General features: G+C 68.7%; 14 protein-coding genes and 1 pseudogene. 7 read left to right on the forward strand and 8 right to left on the reverse strand.

Going from position 1 to position 15,107, the window contains the following annotated elements:
- Positions 1-142 precede the first annotated feature (142 nt).
- Both RZR99_RS26105 and RZR99_RS26110 read right to left on the reverse strand, forming a co-directional pair.
- Positions 143-289, reverse strand: coding sequence for a hypothetical protein (locus RZR99_RS26105; protein WP_323122668.1), 147 nt, complete (start codon positions 287-289; stop codon positions 143-145).
- 45 nt (positions 290-334) lie between these two features.
- The gene (locus tag RZR99_RS26110) at positions 335-1,237 is read right to left on the reverse strand and encodes a LysR substrate-binding domain-containing protein (RefSeq protein ID WP_323122669.1); all 903 of its coding nucleotides are present in this window, start codon (positions 1,235-1,237) and stop codon (positions 335-337) included.
- A gap of 173 nt (positions 1,238-1,410) precedes the next feature.
- Between RZR99_RS26110 and RZR99_RS26115 the strand changes: the two genes are divergently transcribed.
- The 4 genes and pseudogenes from RZR99_RS26115 to RZR99_RS26130 all read left to right on the forward strand — a co-directional run.
- Positions 1,411-2,430 carry a DUF1338 domain-containing protein gene (locus RZR99_RS26115; RefSeq protein ID WP_323122670.1) on the forward strand — a complete coding sequence of 340 codons (1,020 nt, stop codon included), beginning with the start codon at positions 1,411-1,413 and terminating at the stop codon, positions 2,428-2,430.
- Positions 2,431-2,449: 19 nt separating this feature from the next.
- Positions 2,450-3,655: an aminotransferase-like domain-containing protein gene (locus tag RZR99_RS26120; protein WP_323122671.1), complete on the forward strand. Its 1,206-nt coding sequence runs from the start codon at positions 2,450-2,452 to the stop codon at positions 3,653-3,655.
- A 114-nt stretch (positions 3,656-3,769) separates the two neighbouring features.
- Positions 3,770-5,281 (forward strand): L-piperidine-6-carboxylate dehydrogenase, encoded by a 1,512-nt coding sequence (amaB, locus tag RZR99_RS26125; RefSeq protein WP_323122672.1) that lies wholly within the window; start codon positions 3,770-3,772, stop codon positions 5,279-5,281.
- 139 nt (positions 5,282-5,420) lie between these two features.
- Positions 5,421-5,648 (forward strand): annotated as a pseudogene (locus tag RZR99_RS26130) (PTS fructose transporter subunit EIIBC); the annotation flags it as partial.
- Between the two features lie 139 nt (positions 5,649-5,787).
- On the opposite strand, the gene RZR99_RS26135 reads toward RZR99_RS26130, so the two are convergent.
- On the reverse strand, positions 5,788-6,075 hold the full coding sequence (locus tag RZR99_RS26135) for a hypothetical protein (RefSeq protein WP_323122673.1): 288 nt from the start codon (positions 6,073-6,075) through the stop codon (positions 5,788-5,790).
- Positions 6,076-6,267: 192 nt separating this feature from the next.
- Entirely contained in the window at positions 6,268-8,703 is a 2,436-nt protein-coding gene (locus tag RZR99_RS26140) for a DUF3772 domain-containing protein (RefSeq protein ID WP_323122674.1), read from the reverse strand.
- Positions 8,704-9,112: 409 nt separating this feature from the next.
- Between RZR99_RS26140 and RZR99_RS26145 the strand changes: the two genes are divergently transcribed.
- A complete protein-coding gene (locus RZR99_RS26145; protein WP_323122675.1) occupies positions 9,113-10,534 on the forward strand; it encodes an MFS transporter in 1,422 nt (473 codons plus the stop codon).
- A gap of 72 nt (positions 10,535-10,606) precedes the next feature.
- Here the strand turns inward: RZR99_RS26145 and RZR99_RS26150 are convergent, their stop codons facing one another.
- The 3 genes from RZR99_RS26150 to RZR99_RS26160 all read right to left on the reverse strand — a co-directional run bounded on the left by RZR99_RS26150 (position 10,607) and on the right by RZR99_RS26160 (position 12,967).
- On the reverse strand, positions 10,607-11,620 hold the full coding sequence (locus RZR99_RS26150) for a DUF2891 domain-containing protein (protein WP_323122676.1): 1,014 nt from the start codon (positions 11,618-11,620) through the stop codon (positions 10,607-10,609).
- A gap of 117 nt (positions 11,621-11,737) precedes the next feature.
- Positions 11,738-12,259: a hypothetical protein gene (locus RZR99_RS26155; RefSeq protein ID WP_323122677.1), complete on the reverse strand. Its 522-nt coding sequence runs from the start codon at positions 12,257-12,259 to the stop codon at positions 11,738-11,740.
- A gap of 357 nt (positions 12,260-12,616) precedes the next feature.
- Positions 12,617-12,967, reverse strand: coding sequence for an XRE family transcriptional regulator (locus tag RZR99_RS26160; RefSeq protein WP_407655500.1), 351 nt, complete (start codon positions 12,965-12,967; stop codon positions 12,617-12,619).
- 72 nt (positions 12,968-13,039) lie between these two features.
- Between RZR99_RS26160 and RZR99_RS26165 the strand changes: the two genes are divergently transcribed.
- Positions 13,040-13,837 carry a hypothetical protein gene (locus RZR99_RS26165; protein ID WP_323122679.1) on the forward strand — a complete coding sequence of 266 codons (798 nt, stop codon included), beginning with the start codon at positions 13,040-13,042 and terminating at the stop codon, positions 13,835-13,837.
- A 248-nt stretch (positions 13,838-14,085) separates the two neighbouring features.
- On the forward strand, positions 14,086-14,316 hold the full coding sequence (locus RZR99_RS26170; RefSeq protein WP_323122680.1) for a hypothetical protein: 231 nt from the start codon (positions 14,086-14,088) through the stop codon (positions 14,314-14,316).
- 189 nt (positions 14,317-14,505) lie between these two features.
- On the opposite strand, the gene RZR99_RS26175 is transcribed toward RZR99_RS26170, so the two are convergent.
- On the reverse strand, positions 14,506-14,952 hold the full coding sequence (locus tag RZR99_RS26175) for a helix-turn-helix domain-containing protein (protein ID WP_323122681.1): 447 nt from the start codon (positions 14,950-14,952) through the stop codon (positions 14,506-14,508).
- Positions 14,953-15,107: the final 155 nt, after the last annotated feature.

Genomic DNA, 15,107 nt, shown 5'->3' on the forward strand with positions numbered 1-15,107 from the left:
GCGTGTTGCATCACCGCAGAAAAATGCGGCGCCAGAGCGGGCTCGCAAGACAATGATGGAGGCGGCGCCGCTTGTTGCGGTGCGGGAGGCGAACCGGGCGATGCGGGTAAATCGGGAGCATGCGGCGGCGGTGCGGGAGGCGTTACTCGAACGGGTAGTCGAACGAAATCTGCCGGTGATGGCGAATCGACAGCAGGACGATGTCCTCCGGGCGGTGCAGGTAGAGGATCAGGTAGTCGGGCAGCAGGTAGTCGGGCAGCAGGTAGTCGGGCAGCAGGTAGTCGCGCAATTCGCCGCGCGGGTCCGGCAGACTTTCAAGCTGGCCGGCGTCAGCTTAACCTCGCGCCGGGGAGACGGAACTCAGCCAATCGGCCAGCGCGACGAACGGCTCGCTGTCCGCCGTCTCGTCGGGCGCGACGAGGTAATAGCCCGCGTCGCTGGCCAGCCGCAGGTCCAGCGGCGCGCACAGCCGCCCGGACGCCAGCTCGTCGGCGACCAGCAGCGCGGGCATCAGCGCGACGCCCATGCCCGCGTGCGCGGCGGCCGACAACATGGTGAACAATTCATAACGCGGCCCGCGTACCGCGCGCACGTCGTGTTCGAGGCCGTGCGCGCGGAACCAGTCGCGCCACGCATCGGCGCGCGTCGACAGATGCAGCAGCGGCAATTCGAGCAGCGTGTCGCGGCTCAGCGGCGCACCGTCCGGCGGCAGCAGCGCCGGACAGCAGACCGGCACCATGTCGCCCTCCTGGAACAGCAGCCGGCCCTGGGTGCCGGGCCACAGCGCGTGGCCGAAGTAGATCGCCGCGTCGAATGGGGAGTCGCTGAACAGGAACGGCTCGGTGCGCACCGACAGGTTGACCGTGATGTCGGGCCGCAGCGCGCGGAATTGCGGCAGGCGGGGAATCAGCCACTGGCTCGCGAAGGTCGGCACGACCGCCAATTCGAGCGTTTCGCCGATGCCGCGCTGCGCCATCAGTTCGAGCGTGTCGCGCTCGATCCGCTCGAGATTCTTGCGCACCAGGGCGGCGTAATCGCGGCCGTGCGGCGTCAGGATCACCCGCTTCCTGATTCTCAGGAACAACGCGACACCCAGCCGTTCCTCGAGCGCCGTCACCTGCCGGCTCACCGCGCTTTGCGTCAGCGCCAGCTCGTCGGCCGCGCGGGTAAAGCTTTCGTGGCGCGCCGCCGCTTCGAAGATCTGCAGCGCCGCGAGGTTCGGAATGCCTTTTCTCATCGTAGGGAATCACGCGCGGTGACGCGAGTTGGTGAGTTTTTGGAATGAACTGGTGAGTTTATATCAGTTGCCCGACGGCATGTGAGCCCTGAAAATGGCCCTGATTATTTTTCCACTGCGCGTTTTTCGGCCATTTCGGTGCCGGAATCGACCGAAAATCCACGGATAGATTCATGAATGCCAATCTCGACGCTTTACTTGCCGCCGTGTGCGAATCACCCGTCGTCGACGAATTAATGCGACTGATGCATGTTCCGGCACGTTTCGCGCACGGCGAGCCGGGCGTCGTGACCCGGGCCGAGCTGGCGCAGGCGCTCAACATGGCGCTGTTCGCCGATCTGCTGGCGCGCGTGCCGACCGGGCGGGCCTATACCGGCGACGTCGCGCGCGACGGCGGCCGGGTGACGTTCGACCACGGCGCGTTGCGCACCGTGCGCTGGGCGTCGTGCGGCGCGCTGCCCCCGGGCGAGGCGGCGTTCACGCGTATCCTGCGGCCGCTCGGCTACCGGCTGAACGGCACCTATCCGCTCGACCGGCTCAAGATGACGGGCCGCTCGTATGCGCATCTCGATGCGCCCGACCAGATCGCGCAGTATTTCGTCAGCGAACTGCATCCCGAACGTTTCAGCGAAGGATTCCGGCAGGCCGTGACCCGGGTGCTCGGCACCTCGGTCGATCCGCTGACGCCGCAGGCCGTCGCGACGCTCGCCGAACTCGAGCGCGACGCGTGCCTGCCGCTGGCCGACGCGTGCGCGCTGCTGCCGGTGCTGGCGCGCTGTTTCGGCCGCCAGCATGCGACGCCGCGCCTCGCCGACTACGAGGCGCTGCTCGCCGAATCGGCCGAGATGGCATGGATCGCGACCGAGGGCAACGTGTTCAATCACGCGACCGACCGGGTGGCCGACGTCGACGCGGTCGCGGCCGCGCAGCGTGCGCTCGGGCGGCCGATCAAGGCGGCGGTCGAGGTATCGAAATCGGGCCGGGTCCGGCAGACCGCGTTCCGCGCCGATCCCGTCCGGCGCCGCTTCGTCGGTGCGGCGGGCGAAACCGTCGAGCGCGACGTGCCCGGCTCGTTCTACGAATTCATCACGCGCGACGTCGTGGAGGACCGCGAGTCCGGCCGCGCCGCGCTCGATCTCGGCTTCGACGCGGGCAACGCGACCGGCATCTTCAAGATGACCGCCGCCGCCTGACGCGCGCCCGGACCCGCTCATGACGCCCGCCGCCTATCCGTTCGCCGCGCCGTTCGCCGATCCGCAAGGCTCGCCGATCCGCGAGCTGTTCCGGCACCTGGGCAAGCCCGGCATGATCTCGTTCGCGGGCGGCTATCCGTCGCCGGACCTGTTCGACCGGGACGGCATCGCCGCCGCATTGGCCGACGCGTGCCGCGACGATCCGGTTGCCTGCTTCCAGTACGGCGACACCGCCGGCTCGCCCGGCTTGCGCCGCTCGCTGGTCGCATGGATGGCGCAGGCGCGCGGCGTGTCGTGCGACGCCGAGCAGGTGCTGGTCACCACCGGCTCGCAGCAGGGTTTCGACCTGCTGCTGCGCGTGCTGATCGCCCCGGGCGACGCGGCGTTGGTCGAGGCGCCCGCCTATCCGGCGGCGCTGCAGGCGTTGCGGCTCGCGGGCGCGCGGATCGTGCCGGTGCCGACCGACGAGCACGGCATCGAACCCGACGCGCTGCGCGCGCTGCTGGCCGCGTGGCCGAGCGCCGAGCGGCGGCCGAAGCTGCTGTACACGGTGCCGACGTTCGCGAACCCGACCGGCGCGACGCTGCCGCCCGGACGTCGCGCGGCGCTCGCGCAGCTGGCGGTCGAACACGGTTTCGTGCTGATCGAGGACGATCCGTATGCGGACCTGCGTTTCGCGGGCGAGCCGGTTGCGCCGATCCTTGCGTGCAGCGGCGCGGCCGCGTGGACCGTCTACCTCGGCAGCCTGTCGAAGGTCGTCGCGCCGGGGTTGCGGATCGGCTGGGCCGTCGCGCCCGCCGCGATCGCGCGGCGGATGATCGTCGCGAAGCAGACGAGCGACCTGTGCACGGCGCCCTTCGCGCAGGAGGCGATGCGCCGCTATCTCGACAGCGGCCGTCTGGCCGCCCACCTGCGCACGATCGCGCACACCTACGGCAGCCGCTGCCGCGCGATGACGCGCGCGCTGCGGCAATTCGTGCCGGAGGACGTCGAATGGCGCGAGCCCGCGGGCGGCATGTTCGTCTGGGCGCGCCTGACGGGCGGCCGCGACGCGGGCGAGGTGCTCAAGCGCGCGCTCGAACACAACGTGATGTACGTGCCGGGCCGCGCGTTCTATGCGAGCGATGCCGATCCGGCCAGCCTGCGGCTGTCGTTCGCGGCGCCGGGCGAGGCGGAGATTTTCGAAGGCGTGCGGCGCTTGCGCGCGGCGCTGGCGGCACGGTAGGCCCGTGCCGCGCGGCGACGCTTGCATGCGGCGCGCGAACGCGTTCCAATCGATCCATGCATGGCGGCGATGCCGCACCGATCAACCTGTCCCTCAAGACCTCAAGAGGAAGTGATGCAATTCAACGACATTCTCGCGACGCTAGACATCGATCTCTCGCAGTGGAAGGGCGGCGCGCTGACCGCCCGCTCGCCGCTCGACGGCGCGACCTTGGCGACGCTCGCCGTCGACAGCGCGGCCGACGCCGAACGGAAGATCGACGCGGCGCACGCCGCGTTCCTCAAGTGGCGCACGGTGCCCGCGCCGGTGCGCGGCGAGCTGGTGCGCGTGTTCGGCAACGTCCTGCGCGAGCACAAGCGCGCGCTCGGCCGCCTCGTCACGCTCGAGGCGGGCAAGATCGAGTCGGAAGGGCTCGGCGAAGTGCAGGAAATGATCGATATCTGCGATTTCGCGGTGGGTCTGTCGCGTCAGCTGTACGGCCTGACGATCGCATCCGAGCGGCCCGGCCACCGGATGATGGAAACCTGGCACCCGCTCGGCGTGTGCGGCGTGATCTCGGCGTTCAACTTCCCGGTCGCGGTATGGGCATGGAATGCCGCGCTCGCATTCGTGTGCGGCGACCCGGTCGTGTGGAAGCCGTCCGAGAAGGCGCCGCTGACCGCCATCGCCTGCCACACGCTGTTCGGCAAGGCGCTGCGCGAATTCGAGAAGACCCACCCGGGCGTCGCGCCGGAAGGTCTGAGCCAGCTCGTGATCGGCGCGCGCGATGCCGGCGAGGTGCTGACCACGTCGCCGAAGGTGCCGCTCGTGAGTGCGACGGGCAGCGTGCGGATGGGCGTCGAGATCGCGAAGGTGCTGAGCCAGCGGCTCGCGCGCAGCATTCTCGAACTGGGCGGCAACAACGGCATGATCGTCGCGCCGAGCGCGGATCTCGATCTCGTGGTGCGCGCGGTGACGTTCGCGGCGGTCGGCACGGCCGGCCAGCGTTGCACGACGCTGCGCCGGCTGATCGTGCATCGCAGCGTGGCGGATCAGCTGCTGCCGCGTCTGGAAAAGGCGTTCGCGACCGTGACGGTCGGCGATCCGCTTGAAGCGGGCACGCTGGTGGGGCCGCTCGTCGATCGCGCGTCGTTCGACGCGATGCAGAAGGCGCTTGCCGATGCGCGCGAGCAGGGCGGCGAGGTGAAGGGCGGCGAGCGCGTCGAGCGCGGCCACGCGGATGCGTACTACGTGCGTCCGGCGCTCGTGCGGATGCCGGCGCAGACCGCCGTCGTGAAGCGCGAGACTTTCGCGCCGATCCTGTACGTGCTCGTCTACGACGATTTCGATGCGGCGCTTGCGCTGCACAACGCGGTGCCGCAGGGGCTGTCGTCGTCGATCTTCACGAACGACATGCGCGAGGCCGAGCAGTTCATGTCGGGCGCGGGCAGCGATTGCGGGATCGTCAACGTCAACATCGGCACGAGCGGCGCGGAGATCGGCGGTGCGTTCGGCGGCGAGAAGGAGACGGGCGGCGGCCGCGAATCGGGCTCGGATGCGTGGAAGAACTACATGCGCCGCGCGACGAATACGATCAACTACAGCCGCGAACTGCCGCTGGCGCAGGGCGTGAAGTTCGACGTGTGACGACGCATGCGCGTCCCGCGAGGGAGGCGCGGCGGTCGCGCCGATGACGCGCGGCCGCCGTACCGCGAACGAGGCCCGGATTCCGATCCGGGCTTTTTTCTTGTCGGGGCGCATGTCCGCCGGGCGTCCCGGGCGGCATCGCGTCGGATTTCTGGCGGGCTACGCGGTGCTGCCGATCAACCGGCACCTGAAGCTGCGCCGCCTTCTCGAAGGATTGAAGCCGGTGCTGATCATTCCGCTACTGTCGACGCTGATCGTCGGACTGCCGATGATCTACGTGGTCGGCACGCCGATGGCGGCCGCGCCGCCTGCGCTCGAAACCCGGCTGCGTTCGATGCGGGCCGGCCGCGCCGTGACGTTCGGGCTGACCGTCCGCGCGCCGAGCCCGGATCGGACGTTGCGCTTCATGGAGGAGCGATCCGCCGACGCGGCGGATCGGATCACGCCGACGGCGCGCGAGGGCGCGACCGGCGGGCGAGGCGGCGCGAGCAATCCGCGCCGCGAAATCAGTGATGGGCGTAGGTGTCCTGCGACGGCGTTTTACGCGCGTGATGCTTGCGGTGCTTCTTTTTCGCGTGCTTCGGATGATGCGCCGGCGCGGCGGGTGCTTGCGCGGCGCCGTTCATGGCCGGCTGGGACGGGGCCTGTGCATGGGCGGGGGCCGGCGCGGCCGATCCGTTGCCCGGCAGCGTCGATTGGCCTTCGCCGAACTGATAGGTGGTGGTCTGCGCGTAGGCGGCCGCGGTGGTCGCGAGTACGGCGCATGCGCCGGCCAACAGCTTGGAAACCTTCATCGATGATCCTCCCGGATAAGCAAGGCGCAGAGCATAACGCGGCTCGGCCGTTCATTTGTGTCGGTTCGCTGACATTACATCATCTTTGACAATTCCATTCGTTCACCTGCGTATCCGCGCCCGGATCGTCAGATAGCGTCAAGTCGCGCGCGGTGCCGGACATGGGCGCCGCCGCGCGTCGGCGAGAGAGGATCACGGTGCGGGCGGCAGGCTCTGCAGCATCAGCGTTTGCGGATTCGACAGCGTGATGCCGGACGCGCGCAGCTGCTTGAGAATCTCGAACAGCAGGTCGCTTTTCGTCGTCGATGCGATCCGCGGGCTGCTCACGTAGCCCGTCACGCTCAACGTGATGCCGTCGGGCGACAACTGGCTGAACGTCACCGACGGCGCGGGCTTGTCGAGGATCGACGGGTGTTCCTCGTAGGCGCTGAGCAGCAGGTCGCGCACCTGCTCGGGGTCGGTGTTCAGCGGAAACGTCAGCATCAGGGTCGCGACGCCCTGCGTGCTGTTGCCCATCGTCACGTTGCGCAGGTTTTGCGAGATCAGCTGCGAATTCGGCACGATCACGGTCGAGCGGTCGCTCAACTGGATTTCGGTGGCGCGTACGTTGATGCGGCGGATGTCGCCCTCGACGCCGCTGATGCTGACCATGTCGCCGACCTTGACCGGCCGCTCGGTCAGCAGGATGAGTCCCGACACGAAGTTCTTCACGATCTCCTGCAGCCCGAAGCCGATCCCGACCGACAGCGCGCTGACGATCCATGCGAGGTTGTTCCATTTGACGCCGAGCAGCGCCAGCGTCATCAGCACGATCAGCACGTAGCCGATGTTGCTGAACAGCGTGACGAGCGACACGCGCATGCCGGGATCCATGCCGAGCGTCGGCAGGAATTCGGTGTCGAGCCAGCGCCGCACCGAGCGCAGCACGTAGAAGCCGACCGCGAGCGCGATCACCGCGTTCAGGATCCGGTCCGGCACGATGTTGAGCGCGCGCAGCTTCTCGCCGCCGAGCATCGCGAGCAGGCTGTCGAGCAGGTCGCCCGGCGTCGTGCCGAAGCCGCCCGTCGACAGCGCCAGCACGGCGAGCAGCAGCAGCACGCTCGTGCCGATCCCCGACAGGACCGTCGATGCCTGGGAGAGATGGCTGTCGCCGAGCCCGAACAGGTGCTTGATGAGCTTGCCGCTCGAGTGGTTGGCGGAGAACAGGCTCTCGCAGATGTCGCGGGTCAGCTGGGTGAGCAGGTAGAGGCTGCACAGCACGATCTCGAACCAGACCAGTTCGTAGGTGATGAAACGAGCGACGGTGATGTAGCCGATCAGCAGCGCGATCAGCGACGCGACGACGGCCAGCGTGACCGCCGCATGGATCAGGCCGGCCAGCGTCGAGCGCGCCTCGGGCGGCTCGCCCGCCGCGGCGAGCGCGGTGCGTACGCGATTGGCGCGCAGCAGCGACGCGCCGATCGTCAGCACGACGACCAGCGACACGATGCCTCGGCCGAACAGCGTGACCTGCAGGCTGGTGTCGGCGATCCGGTTGATCTGCTCGAGCGTGCCGGCGACCAGCAGCAGCGCGGCCAGCGCGGCGGGGAACGGCTTCATCGCGAGCGCGACCGGATCGGCGAGCGCCGGCAGCCGCCACGAAGGACGGCGCGTGCACAGCAGCGCGCGGCCCAGGCCCGCGATCAGCGCGCAGGCGAGCGTCAGCTTCGCGAAGCCCTCCGCCATGTCCTCCAGCGCGGGCGTCAGGTCGTAGCGGCGCATCAGCGCGATGTAGAGGATCTGCACCGCGAAGCCGGTCGCGAGCACCGTCGCGAGTACGGTCGACAGCGCGAGCGCGCTGCGGCGCAGGCGGGTTTCCGGCAGCTGGGTAAGGCTCACCCAGGCGAGCCCGCGTTCGAGGGAGCGGCGTCCGGCCGTCCAGACGGCGAACGCGAGGATCAGCAGCAGCGCGGTGACGACGCGTTGCCCGGGCTGCCAGGCCGCGCGCAGCATGTCGCGGAGGTCCGCGTCGAATGCGTCGAGGCGCTGCAGGTCCTCGGGCTGCGGCTGATAGAGCGGCGCCCAGAACTGCGCGCCGAGAATGCTGCCGGAGCGTAGCGCGAGCTGGTCCCTCAGCAGGCTGCGGCGCAGCTTCGCGAACTGCTGGGTGAGGTTGACGAGGTTGTCCTTTTCGTCGGCGGCCTGTTTCAGTTCCGCGTCGAGCTGCGCCTTGCGGGCGTTCAGGCCGGCGCGCTGCTGGGCGACCGCGGGCGTTTCCGGCGCGTTTCCGGCGGCGGGCGGCGGACCGAGCACGTCGAGCTGGGCCTGCAGCTGCGCGCGCTGCGGGAGCAGCGCGGCCGTCAGCTTGTCGACGTCGGTGGTCAATTCCTGGGTGGCGTCGTCGAGCGCGTCCAGCTGCTTGCTGCTCGTCGCGGTCGAGGTCTGCTGCTTGATGTGGTCCTGCTCGGTCTGCATCCGCTTCAGTTCGGCGACCACGTCGTCGTGGGACAGCGGCGGGGCGGACGGGGCGCCGACGCTGGTGGTGGACGCCGGGGACGGGAATGCCGACGCGGTCGCGACCGCGATAGGCAGGACATTCAACAGGACGAGCAGCGCGAGACAGCGCGCGAATTTCGATAGGGCGGACATGGATAGGGATAACCTTACGTTCAGCTGACGATGTGGGCAGCTGCAATGCGTCCGTAGATTGCCACGGTTCGGCGGATCGTTCGCGATGAACGGGGCGCGTGCGGGGCCCGGCCCGGCGAACCCGCGCCGAGCATGCCGGCGCGGGTGTCGGCGGAACGCCGGACGATAGCGCCGATTGACGCGCAAGGGGCGGCCGGTGCAAAGACCGTTACGTCATTTACACAAGCCGCCGCCTCGCGCGGCGGACGGCGAAGCATGCGAACGGTTTCCCGCCGGTCCATGCGCGGCACGCCCGCGCGGGTTCGCGGGAATGCGCGACCGGGCCCGCCCGCGCCGGTAAAATGCGCGAACATGCGAACCGGGCGCGCCCGGAGGCACACGACAACATCGACCAGGAGACACGCTTACGATGGCCGTAACGGAAACCACCCCTCGGGCGCCCGCGACACCCGCTTCATCGCTCGACGCCGGCAGCCTCTCGGCCCGGCTCGACCGTCTGCCCGCCACCCGCAGCATCTGGAAGCTGGTGATCCTGCTGAGTCTCGGCTTCTTTTTCGAGCTCTACGATCTGCTGTACAGCGGCTATGTCGCGCCCGGTCTGGTCAAGAGCGGGATCCTGACGGCAACGACGCATGGGCTGTTCGGCACGACGGGCGTCGCGAGCTTCATCGCCGCGCTGTTCGCGGGGCTGTTCATCGGAACGATCGCGTGCGGCTTCCTGGCCGACCGGTTCGGCCGGCGCGCGGTGTTTACCTGGTCGCTGCTGTGGTACACGGCCGCGAACGTCGTGATGGCGTTCCAGGACACGGCGGCCGGGCTGAATGTCTGGCGCTTCGTCGTCGGCCTCGGGCTCGGCGTCGAGATGGTGACGATCGGCACCTACATCTCCGAACTCGTGCCGAAGCAGATCCGCGGTCGTGCTTTCGCGTGCGAGCAGGCGGTGGGTTTCGTCGCGGTGCCCGTCGTCGCGTTCCTCGCGTATCTGCTGGTGCCGCACGCGCCGTTCGGCATCGACGGCTGGCGCTGGGTCGTGTTGATCGGCGCGCATGGCGCGATCTTCGTCTGGTGGATTCGCCGGCAACTGCCGGAAAGTCCGCGCTGGCTCGCGCAACAGGGGCGGCTCGACGAAGCCGACCGGATCGTCACCGCGCTGGAGGTGAAGGTGGCCGCCGAGTACGGCAAGCCGCTGCCGCCGCCCGCGCCGGCCGAACCCGTGCCCGGGCGCGGCAGCTTCCGCGACATGTGGGTGCCGCCGTACCGCAAGCGCACGCTGATGTTGACGCTCTTCAACGTGTTCCAGACGGTCGGCTTCTACGGCTTCGCGAACTGGGTGCCGACGCTGCTGATCAAGCAGGGGATCACGATCACGACGAGCCTGATGTATTCGAGCCTGATCGCGCTGGCCGCGCCGATCGGGCCGCTGATCGGCCTCGCGATCGCCGACCGCTTCGAACGCAAGACGACCATCGTCGCGATGGCGGGCGCGGCGATCGTCTGCGGGCTGATGTTCAGCCAGGCGTCGGCCGCGTGGCTGCTGGTCGGGCTCGGCATCTGCCTCACGCTCGCGAACAACATCATGTCGTACAGCTTCCACGCGTATCAGGCCGAGCTGTTCCCGACCGCGATTCGTGCGCGGGCGGTGGGCTTCGTCTATTCGTGGAGCCGCTTCTCGGCGATCTTCACGTCGTTCGCGATCGCGGCGGTGCTGAAAGGCTTCGGCACGGCGGGCGTGTTCGTGTTCATCGCGGGGGCGATGGCCGTGGTGATGGCCTCGATCGGCCTGATGGGGCCGCGCACGAAGGGTATCGCGCTCGAAAAGATTTCCAGCTGAAACGGCGCACGCAAAAAAGCCGGAGCGCTTGCGCGGCTCCGGCTTTTTTTGCGTCCGCGCGGACGCGGTCCGCTAGGCTTCCAGGGCCAGCAGCGCGAACGACGCCAGCCAATGCTCGCCCATGTAGTCGCCGGCCACATGCGCGAGCGCGCCCGACAGATGGATGTCCGCCGCTTCGATCAGCACGGCCTTGCGGGCGTCGCCTTCCGGCAGCGCGCGCGACAGGGCCCGCTGGCACCACGCGCGGCTCAGGTTCAGGCCATCGAGATGCGCGATCTTGCCGTCGGTCCGGTCGGTGACGGTGGCCGGCGTGAACAGCGTGGCCGGACGGCGTTCGGCCAGCTCGGGCAGGAAGCGCGCGAACCAGCCGTCGAATTCGGCGGCGGGCAGCACGCGGCGCATCAGTTCGGCTTCCATCAGCGCGGGCGACAGGAACTCGTCGCCGCTCGGCTCCCATGCCTGACAGCCCGCATCCTGCAGATGCCAGCGCCGCGCCGTTTCGACGATGATGGATTCGAGCGCGCCGTGTCGGGTCTGCCGTGCGAAATCGAGCGCGAGCGACAGCGCGAACGCGGTGTTGAAGTGCGTGCCGACCCGCAGCGGATACGTCGCTTTCGGCAGGAATTCCGTGAAGCGATCGACGAAGAGGGCGGTGAGCGGCGCGAGGGTGCGCGACCAGCGCTGCCCGTCGGGCGAATTCATCGATGCGAGCTGCGCGGACAGCGCCAGCAGCCAGCCCCAGCCATACGGCCGCTCGAAGCCGCGGTTGTGCGGCAGGTTCAGGTAGGCGGCTTCGCCCGCGACCTTGTCCGCCGTGAAATGCGCATCGACCACCTGCGCGATGCGCGCGGCTTCCGGCAGATCCGGATAGCGCGCGAGGAGCCGCGTGACGAGCCAGTAGCCGTGGACGCACGAGTGCCAGTCGTAGCTGCCGTAGAAGACGGGATGCAGATCGCGCGGTCCCTGGACGTCTTGCGGGCCTTCGAGGCAGTGCGTGAGTTTGTTCGGGTATTCGCGCGTCAGATGGTTGAGCGCGAGGTTCGCGAATTGCGAGGCGATAGCGGGCGTCAGCAGGGGCGTGGTCACGGCGAGCGGGGTGTCGGGTGGAGAAGCGCCGTTCTTGCGAGGCGGCGGGCCGTCGACATGTTACCGCGCGGCACGCGGCATGGTATGGGGCGCCGGCCCCGCGTCGCGCGCCGCTCGTCAGCGGCCGCAGCCCAACTGCCGGTAGCGCGCTTCGAGCGCGGCGCGCCGGTCGTCCGGGTTCTGCTGGCCGCGCGGCGGCTTGGCTGCCATGCGGGCGTCGGCGAGCGGCGATGCGCCGCCCGGCGCGAGGAGCCCGGCCGCGGGCCGAGTGCCCTGACTTCCGGCCCCGGCGGGAGCGGACGGTGTGCCGAATGAGCGGGATTGGGCGGGCGCGAGGCCCGGCGACATCGCGGCTTGGGACAGGGCATTCATCTGCGCGGCCAAGGCCTTGCAATCGGCGGCGCGACCTTGCGTGCGGGCGGGCGGGGGCGAGGCGTTGTGCTGGCCCGGCGCGGCGAATTGCAGTTGCGGAGGCGGCAGGGCCTGGGTGGGTCGCAGTCCGAACTGCTGCTTCGGAGACGGCAGCGCTTGCGCGGGCTGCAGACCGAACTGGGCGGCGGCGGGTGTGCAGGTGACGAGCGCGGCGGCGAAGCCCGCCACGCGGAGGATCGTGAATTTCATGTGGGACATGGATGGCATGAATGCCGGGTCCGGCGCGCGATCTTCTCACGCCGGACCCGCGCGCGTCGATAGGCGGGCGGGGCGGATGGGGGCGCGCCGGGGCCGGAGAGGGCGCGATTGCCGATGGGTATTGTGTCCGGAGTGCACAGGGTGGTGTGTCCCGGGCGATGCGCGCTGCCGTTTCTGCGCATCGTCGGGCGCGTCATTCGGGGCGCTTCCTCCTACTCGGCATCGAGACACGACGCTCAATTCCGTCCGCGGCGAGGCGTTGTCGGGGCGGAACCCTTCAGCTAGCGCCGTTGCCCACGGGGCTGAGGCATCTGCATCGGCTGCGCGCAACGCGCGCAGCCGGGCCGGCCCGGCCCTCGCCGCCCTTCACTCCAGCTTGGTGGCCAGCCCCTTCAACCCCGCGATCACCACCAGCAGCGCGCGACCGTGCTCTTCCGAGCCGTCCCACGCCTCGACGATCGCGTCGCGCAGCAAATCGTTGTAGCCGTCCATCCGCCGTCCCGGCGGCGGCACCCCCACTCCATAGAAACTGCATAGCTTATTGAATGGCGCGCTTCTGCGCAGCCGACGCCCTTTCGACAGTCGAAGTCGCGAGACGGTGGGCTGGCTGACTCCGGAAAGCCTTGCTATTTCGCTGGATGAGCGCGTATCCGCCGTCAATCGGCTCAACAGATCCTGCACCGGAAATTTAGTGTCTAGCGTTCCCATGGTATGCATTATACTTATACATTAACGAATATTGAATTGCTCGTTCAATCTCCGGCGAGCAGCAGCATCCCGAGAAAGTCGATGACACTGAAACACCTGCCCCCCACGTTTTGCTGGACCAAGCTCGGCGCCGAGTCCGGCGAGGAATTGCCGACCACCGTGCTCCGCAAGGAATGGGAGCGCAGGCTGGGCGGCGGGCGGTTTCTGTGGGGCATCGGGCAATCGCTCGGCAGCAGCGCGCAGATCGCCGCGCACCGCACGGGCTCGCTGATCGCGTTGTTTTCTCCCGTGGCGAGCAAGCCCCGGCCGGGTGACTGGAAGCGGGAAGATTCGCTGTTGTGGAATGCGTGGATCGACGCGAGCGGCCAAGTGCGCCAGTTGCCGCCCCATGCCTTCATCGCCAGCCGCGCGACGCTGCCGTCGGGGCGCCCTCGGGCGTCGCATTACGCGCTGGTGTGCGCGTCGCCGACGGAGCTGTGCATCGGCACCCGGCTGCGGGTGTACCCCGACCATCTGCGCAGCGTGAGCACCGGCAAGCCGCTGGGCGCCGCGCAAGGCAGCGCGGTGGTCGATTACATCGGGCGGACGGAGGAGCAGACCGGCAAGAGCTATCCGCTCGCGCTGTCGGTCGAACTGGAGGCGCCGTATGTCGTGCGGCTCACGCAGCCCAGCGTGCTCAAGGCGCGCGATCTGGCGGAGATCAACAAGGCGTCGCGCGAAGGCGATTTCGAGACGTTTGCCGACCTGGTGCGGCGCTTGCGCAGCCGGCCGGCCGCCGAGCAGGCACGAGGCTTCACGCGGGATCTGTTCGATCTGCCGGCGAGCGAGCCGGTCGCTTCGTTCGGCGGCGCGCACGCGCATGCGCGGCATGCCTGGTAATCGACATACGCCCGATTGAACGCGTGACGCAGGACGGACAGGAACAGGAATGGGAGATCGACCCGCTCCGGCGGGCGCAGGAACGTGTTGCACGCTCGTCCGGCAGCCTGAGCGGGACGGGGTGAAATTCGGCTCGATGCGGGATTCGTTGCGGCGGATGCATGTGGGAACGGACGCCGGCGGGACTCGCGCATTGCGCATGCTCAGGCTTGGCTTACCCCACTTTGCAACCGGAGGGAGGAAGGTTCATGTCGATCATCACCCATTCGCGAGAAGCCCTGGCCGCGCAGCGTTTCGTCGAGGCGACGCGAAACGTCGATCTCGCTTTCCGCGCGATGCGCGGCGACGGCGAGGACGAATCCTCGAGCGTCGAATATGCGGCGGCGATGTCGCGGCTGGATCGGGCGCTGGACGAACTGGCCCGGGCGCAGGAGTTGTTCGATTCGGCCGTGAGCGTGCGGGGGCGGCGGGGGAATTGAGCGCGACGGGCGGGCGAGTGCGATCGCCTGCTTTGGGGTTCGATGACCTGCATGCCGTGTGCCGGGCACCCGCCTGCAAGGTGGTTCGCATCGAGCGGCCCGTCGATCGCGTGTGCGATGGCGGGCCTTGGCACGCGGGGCGTCCGTGCGCTTTCGCGACGACGTGCCGCCGATTGTCCATCGCGATCCTCACTCGCCGACGCGCGTTTGCCCGCCGCGTCGGCTGTCCCGATTGATCTCTTCACCGTTTTCATCTTTTCCGTCGAGCGCCGCCGGATCGATTCGCGTCGCTCCGGCGGCGGGTCCGCTCGTGGCGCCATGGCGGAAGATCAATGCGTCGAGCATCGTGCCCGCGACCTGCCGATCTTCGCTCGACATCGCGCGCAATGCCTCCAGCCGGAAATGAAATGCGTCGTCCGGGCCGCGTTCCCCCTTGCCGAACAGCAGCGCATCGCTGCTGACGGCCAGCGCCGTCACCAGCCGCCTGAATACTTCGAGGGTGGGAAGGTCGGTGCCGCCTTCATAGCGGCGAATCTGACCGACATGAATGCGCGATCGCGCAGCTAGTTGAATCTGATTCAAGCCGCGTTCCTTGCGGAACGTCGCGATGCGTTTTCCAAAATCCATATCCGCCATCCTGAGTTGCTGATCCGCGCTGCTGGGTGCCGACAGGCATCGACCCAATATAGCTCGGGGGACGAGCACGGAGGCACCCGTTCGGTGCGTTTGGCGTGACGTTGGCCGAACGGGATAAGGTAATCGCCATGCCGCTTGCGACTAGGTCAAGCGAT

This window comes from Burkholderia alba (assembly GCF_034721475.1).
Taxonomy (GTDB): Bacteria; Pseudomonadota; Gammaproteobacteria; order Burkholderiales; family Burkholderiaceae; genus Burkholderia; species Burkholderia alba.

What these genes read in the sequence shown, in the direction of transcription:
- RZR99_RS26110 (WP_323122669.1), bottom strand. Translation starts at nt 1,237, where the DNA reads ATGAGAAAAGGCATTCCGAACCTCGCGGCGCTGCAGATCTTCGAAGCG.
- RZR99_RS26115 (WP_323122670.1), top strand. Translation starts at nt 1,411, where the DNA reads ATGAATGCCAATCTCGACGCTTTACTTGCCGCCGTGTGCGAATCACCC.
- RZR99_RS26120 (WP_323122671.1), top strand. Translation starts at nt 2,450, where the DNA reads ATGACGCCCGCCGCCTATCCGTTCGCCGCGCCGTTCGCCGATCCGCAA.
- amaB (WP_323122672.1), top strand. Translation starts at nt 3,770, where the DNA reads ATGCAATTCAACGACATTCTCGCGACGCTAGACATCGATCTCTCGCAG.
- RZR99_RS26135 (WP_323122673.1), bottom strand. Translation starts at nt 6,075, where the DNA reads ATGAAGGTTTCCAAGCTGTTGGCCGGCGCATGCGCCGTACTCGCGACC.
- RZR99_RS26140 (WP_323122674.1), bottom strand. Translation starts at nt 8,703, where the DNA reads ATGTCCGCCCTATCGAAATTCGCGCGCTGTCTCGCGCTGCTCGTCCTG.
- RZR99_RS26145 (WP_323122675.1), top strand. Translation starts at nt 9,113, where the DNA reads ATGGCCGTAACGGAAACCACCCCTCGGGCGCCCGCGACACCCGCTTCA.
- RZR99_RS26155 (WP_323122677.1), bottom strand. Translation starts at nt 12,259, where the DNA reads ATGCCATCCATGTCCCACATGAAATTCACGATCCTCCGCGTGGCGGGC.
- RZR99_RS26160 (WP_407655500.1), bottom strand. Translation starts at nt 12,967, where the DNA reads ATGCATACCATGGGAACGCTAGACACTAAATTTCCGGTGCAGGATCTG.
- RZR99_RS26165 (WP_323122679.1), top strand. Translation starts at nt 13,040, where the DNA reads ATGACACTGAAACACCTGCCCCCCACGTTTTGCTGGACCAAGCTCGGC.
- RZR99_RS26170 (WP_323122680.1), top strand. Translation starts at nt 14,086, where the DNA reads ATGTCGATCATCACCCATTCGCGAGAAGCCCTGGCCGCGCAGCGTTTC.
- RZR99_RS26175 (WP_323122681.1), bottom strand. Translation starts at nt 14,952, where the DNA reads ATGGCGGATATGGATTTTGGAAAACGCATCGCGACGTTCCGCAAGGAA.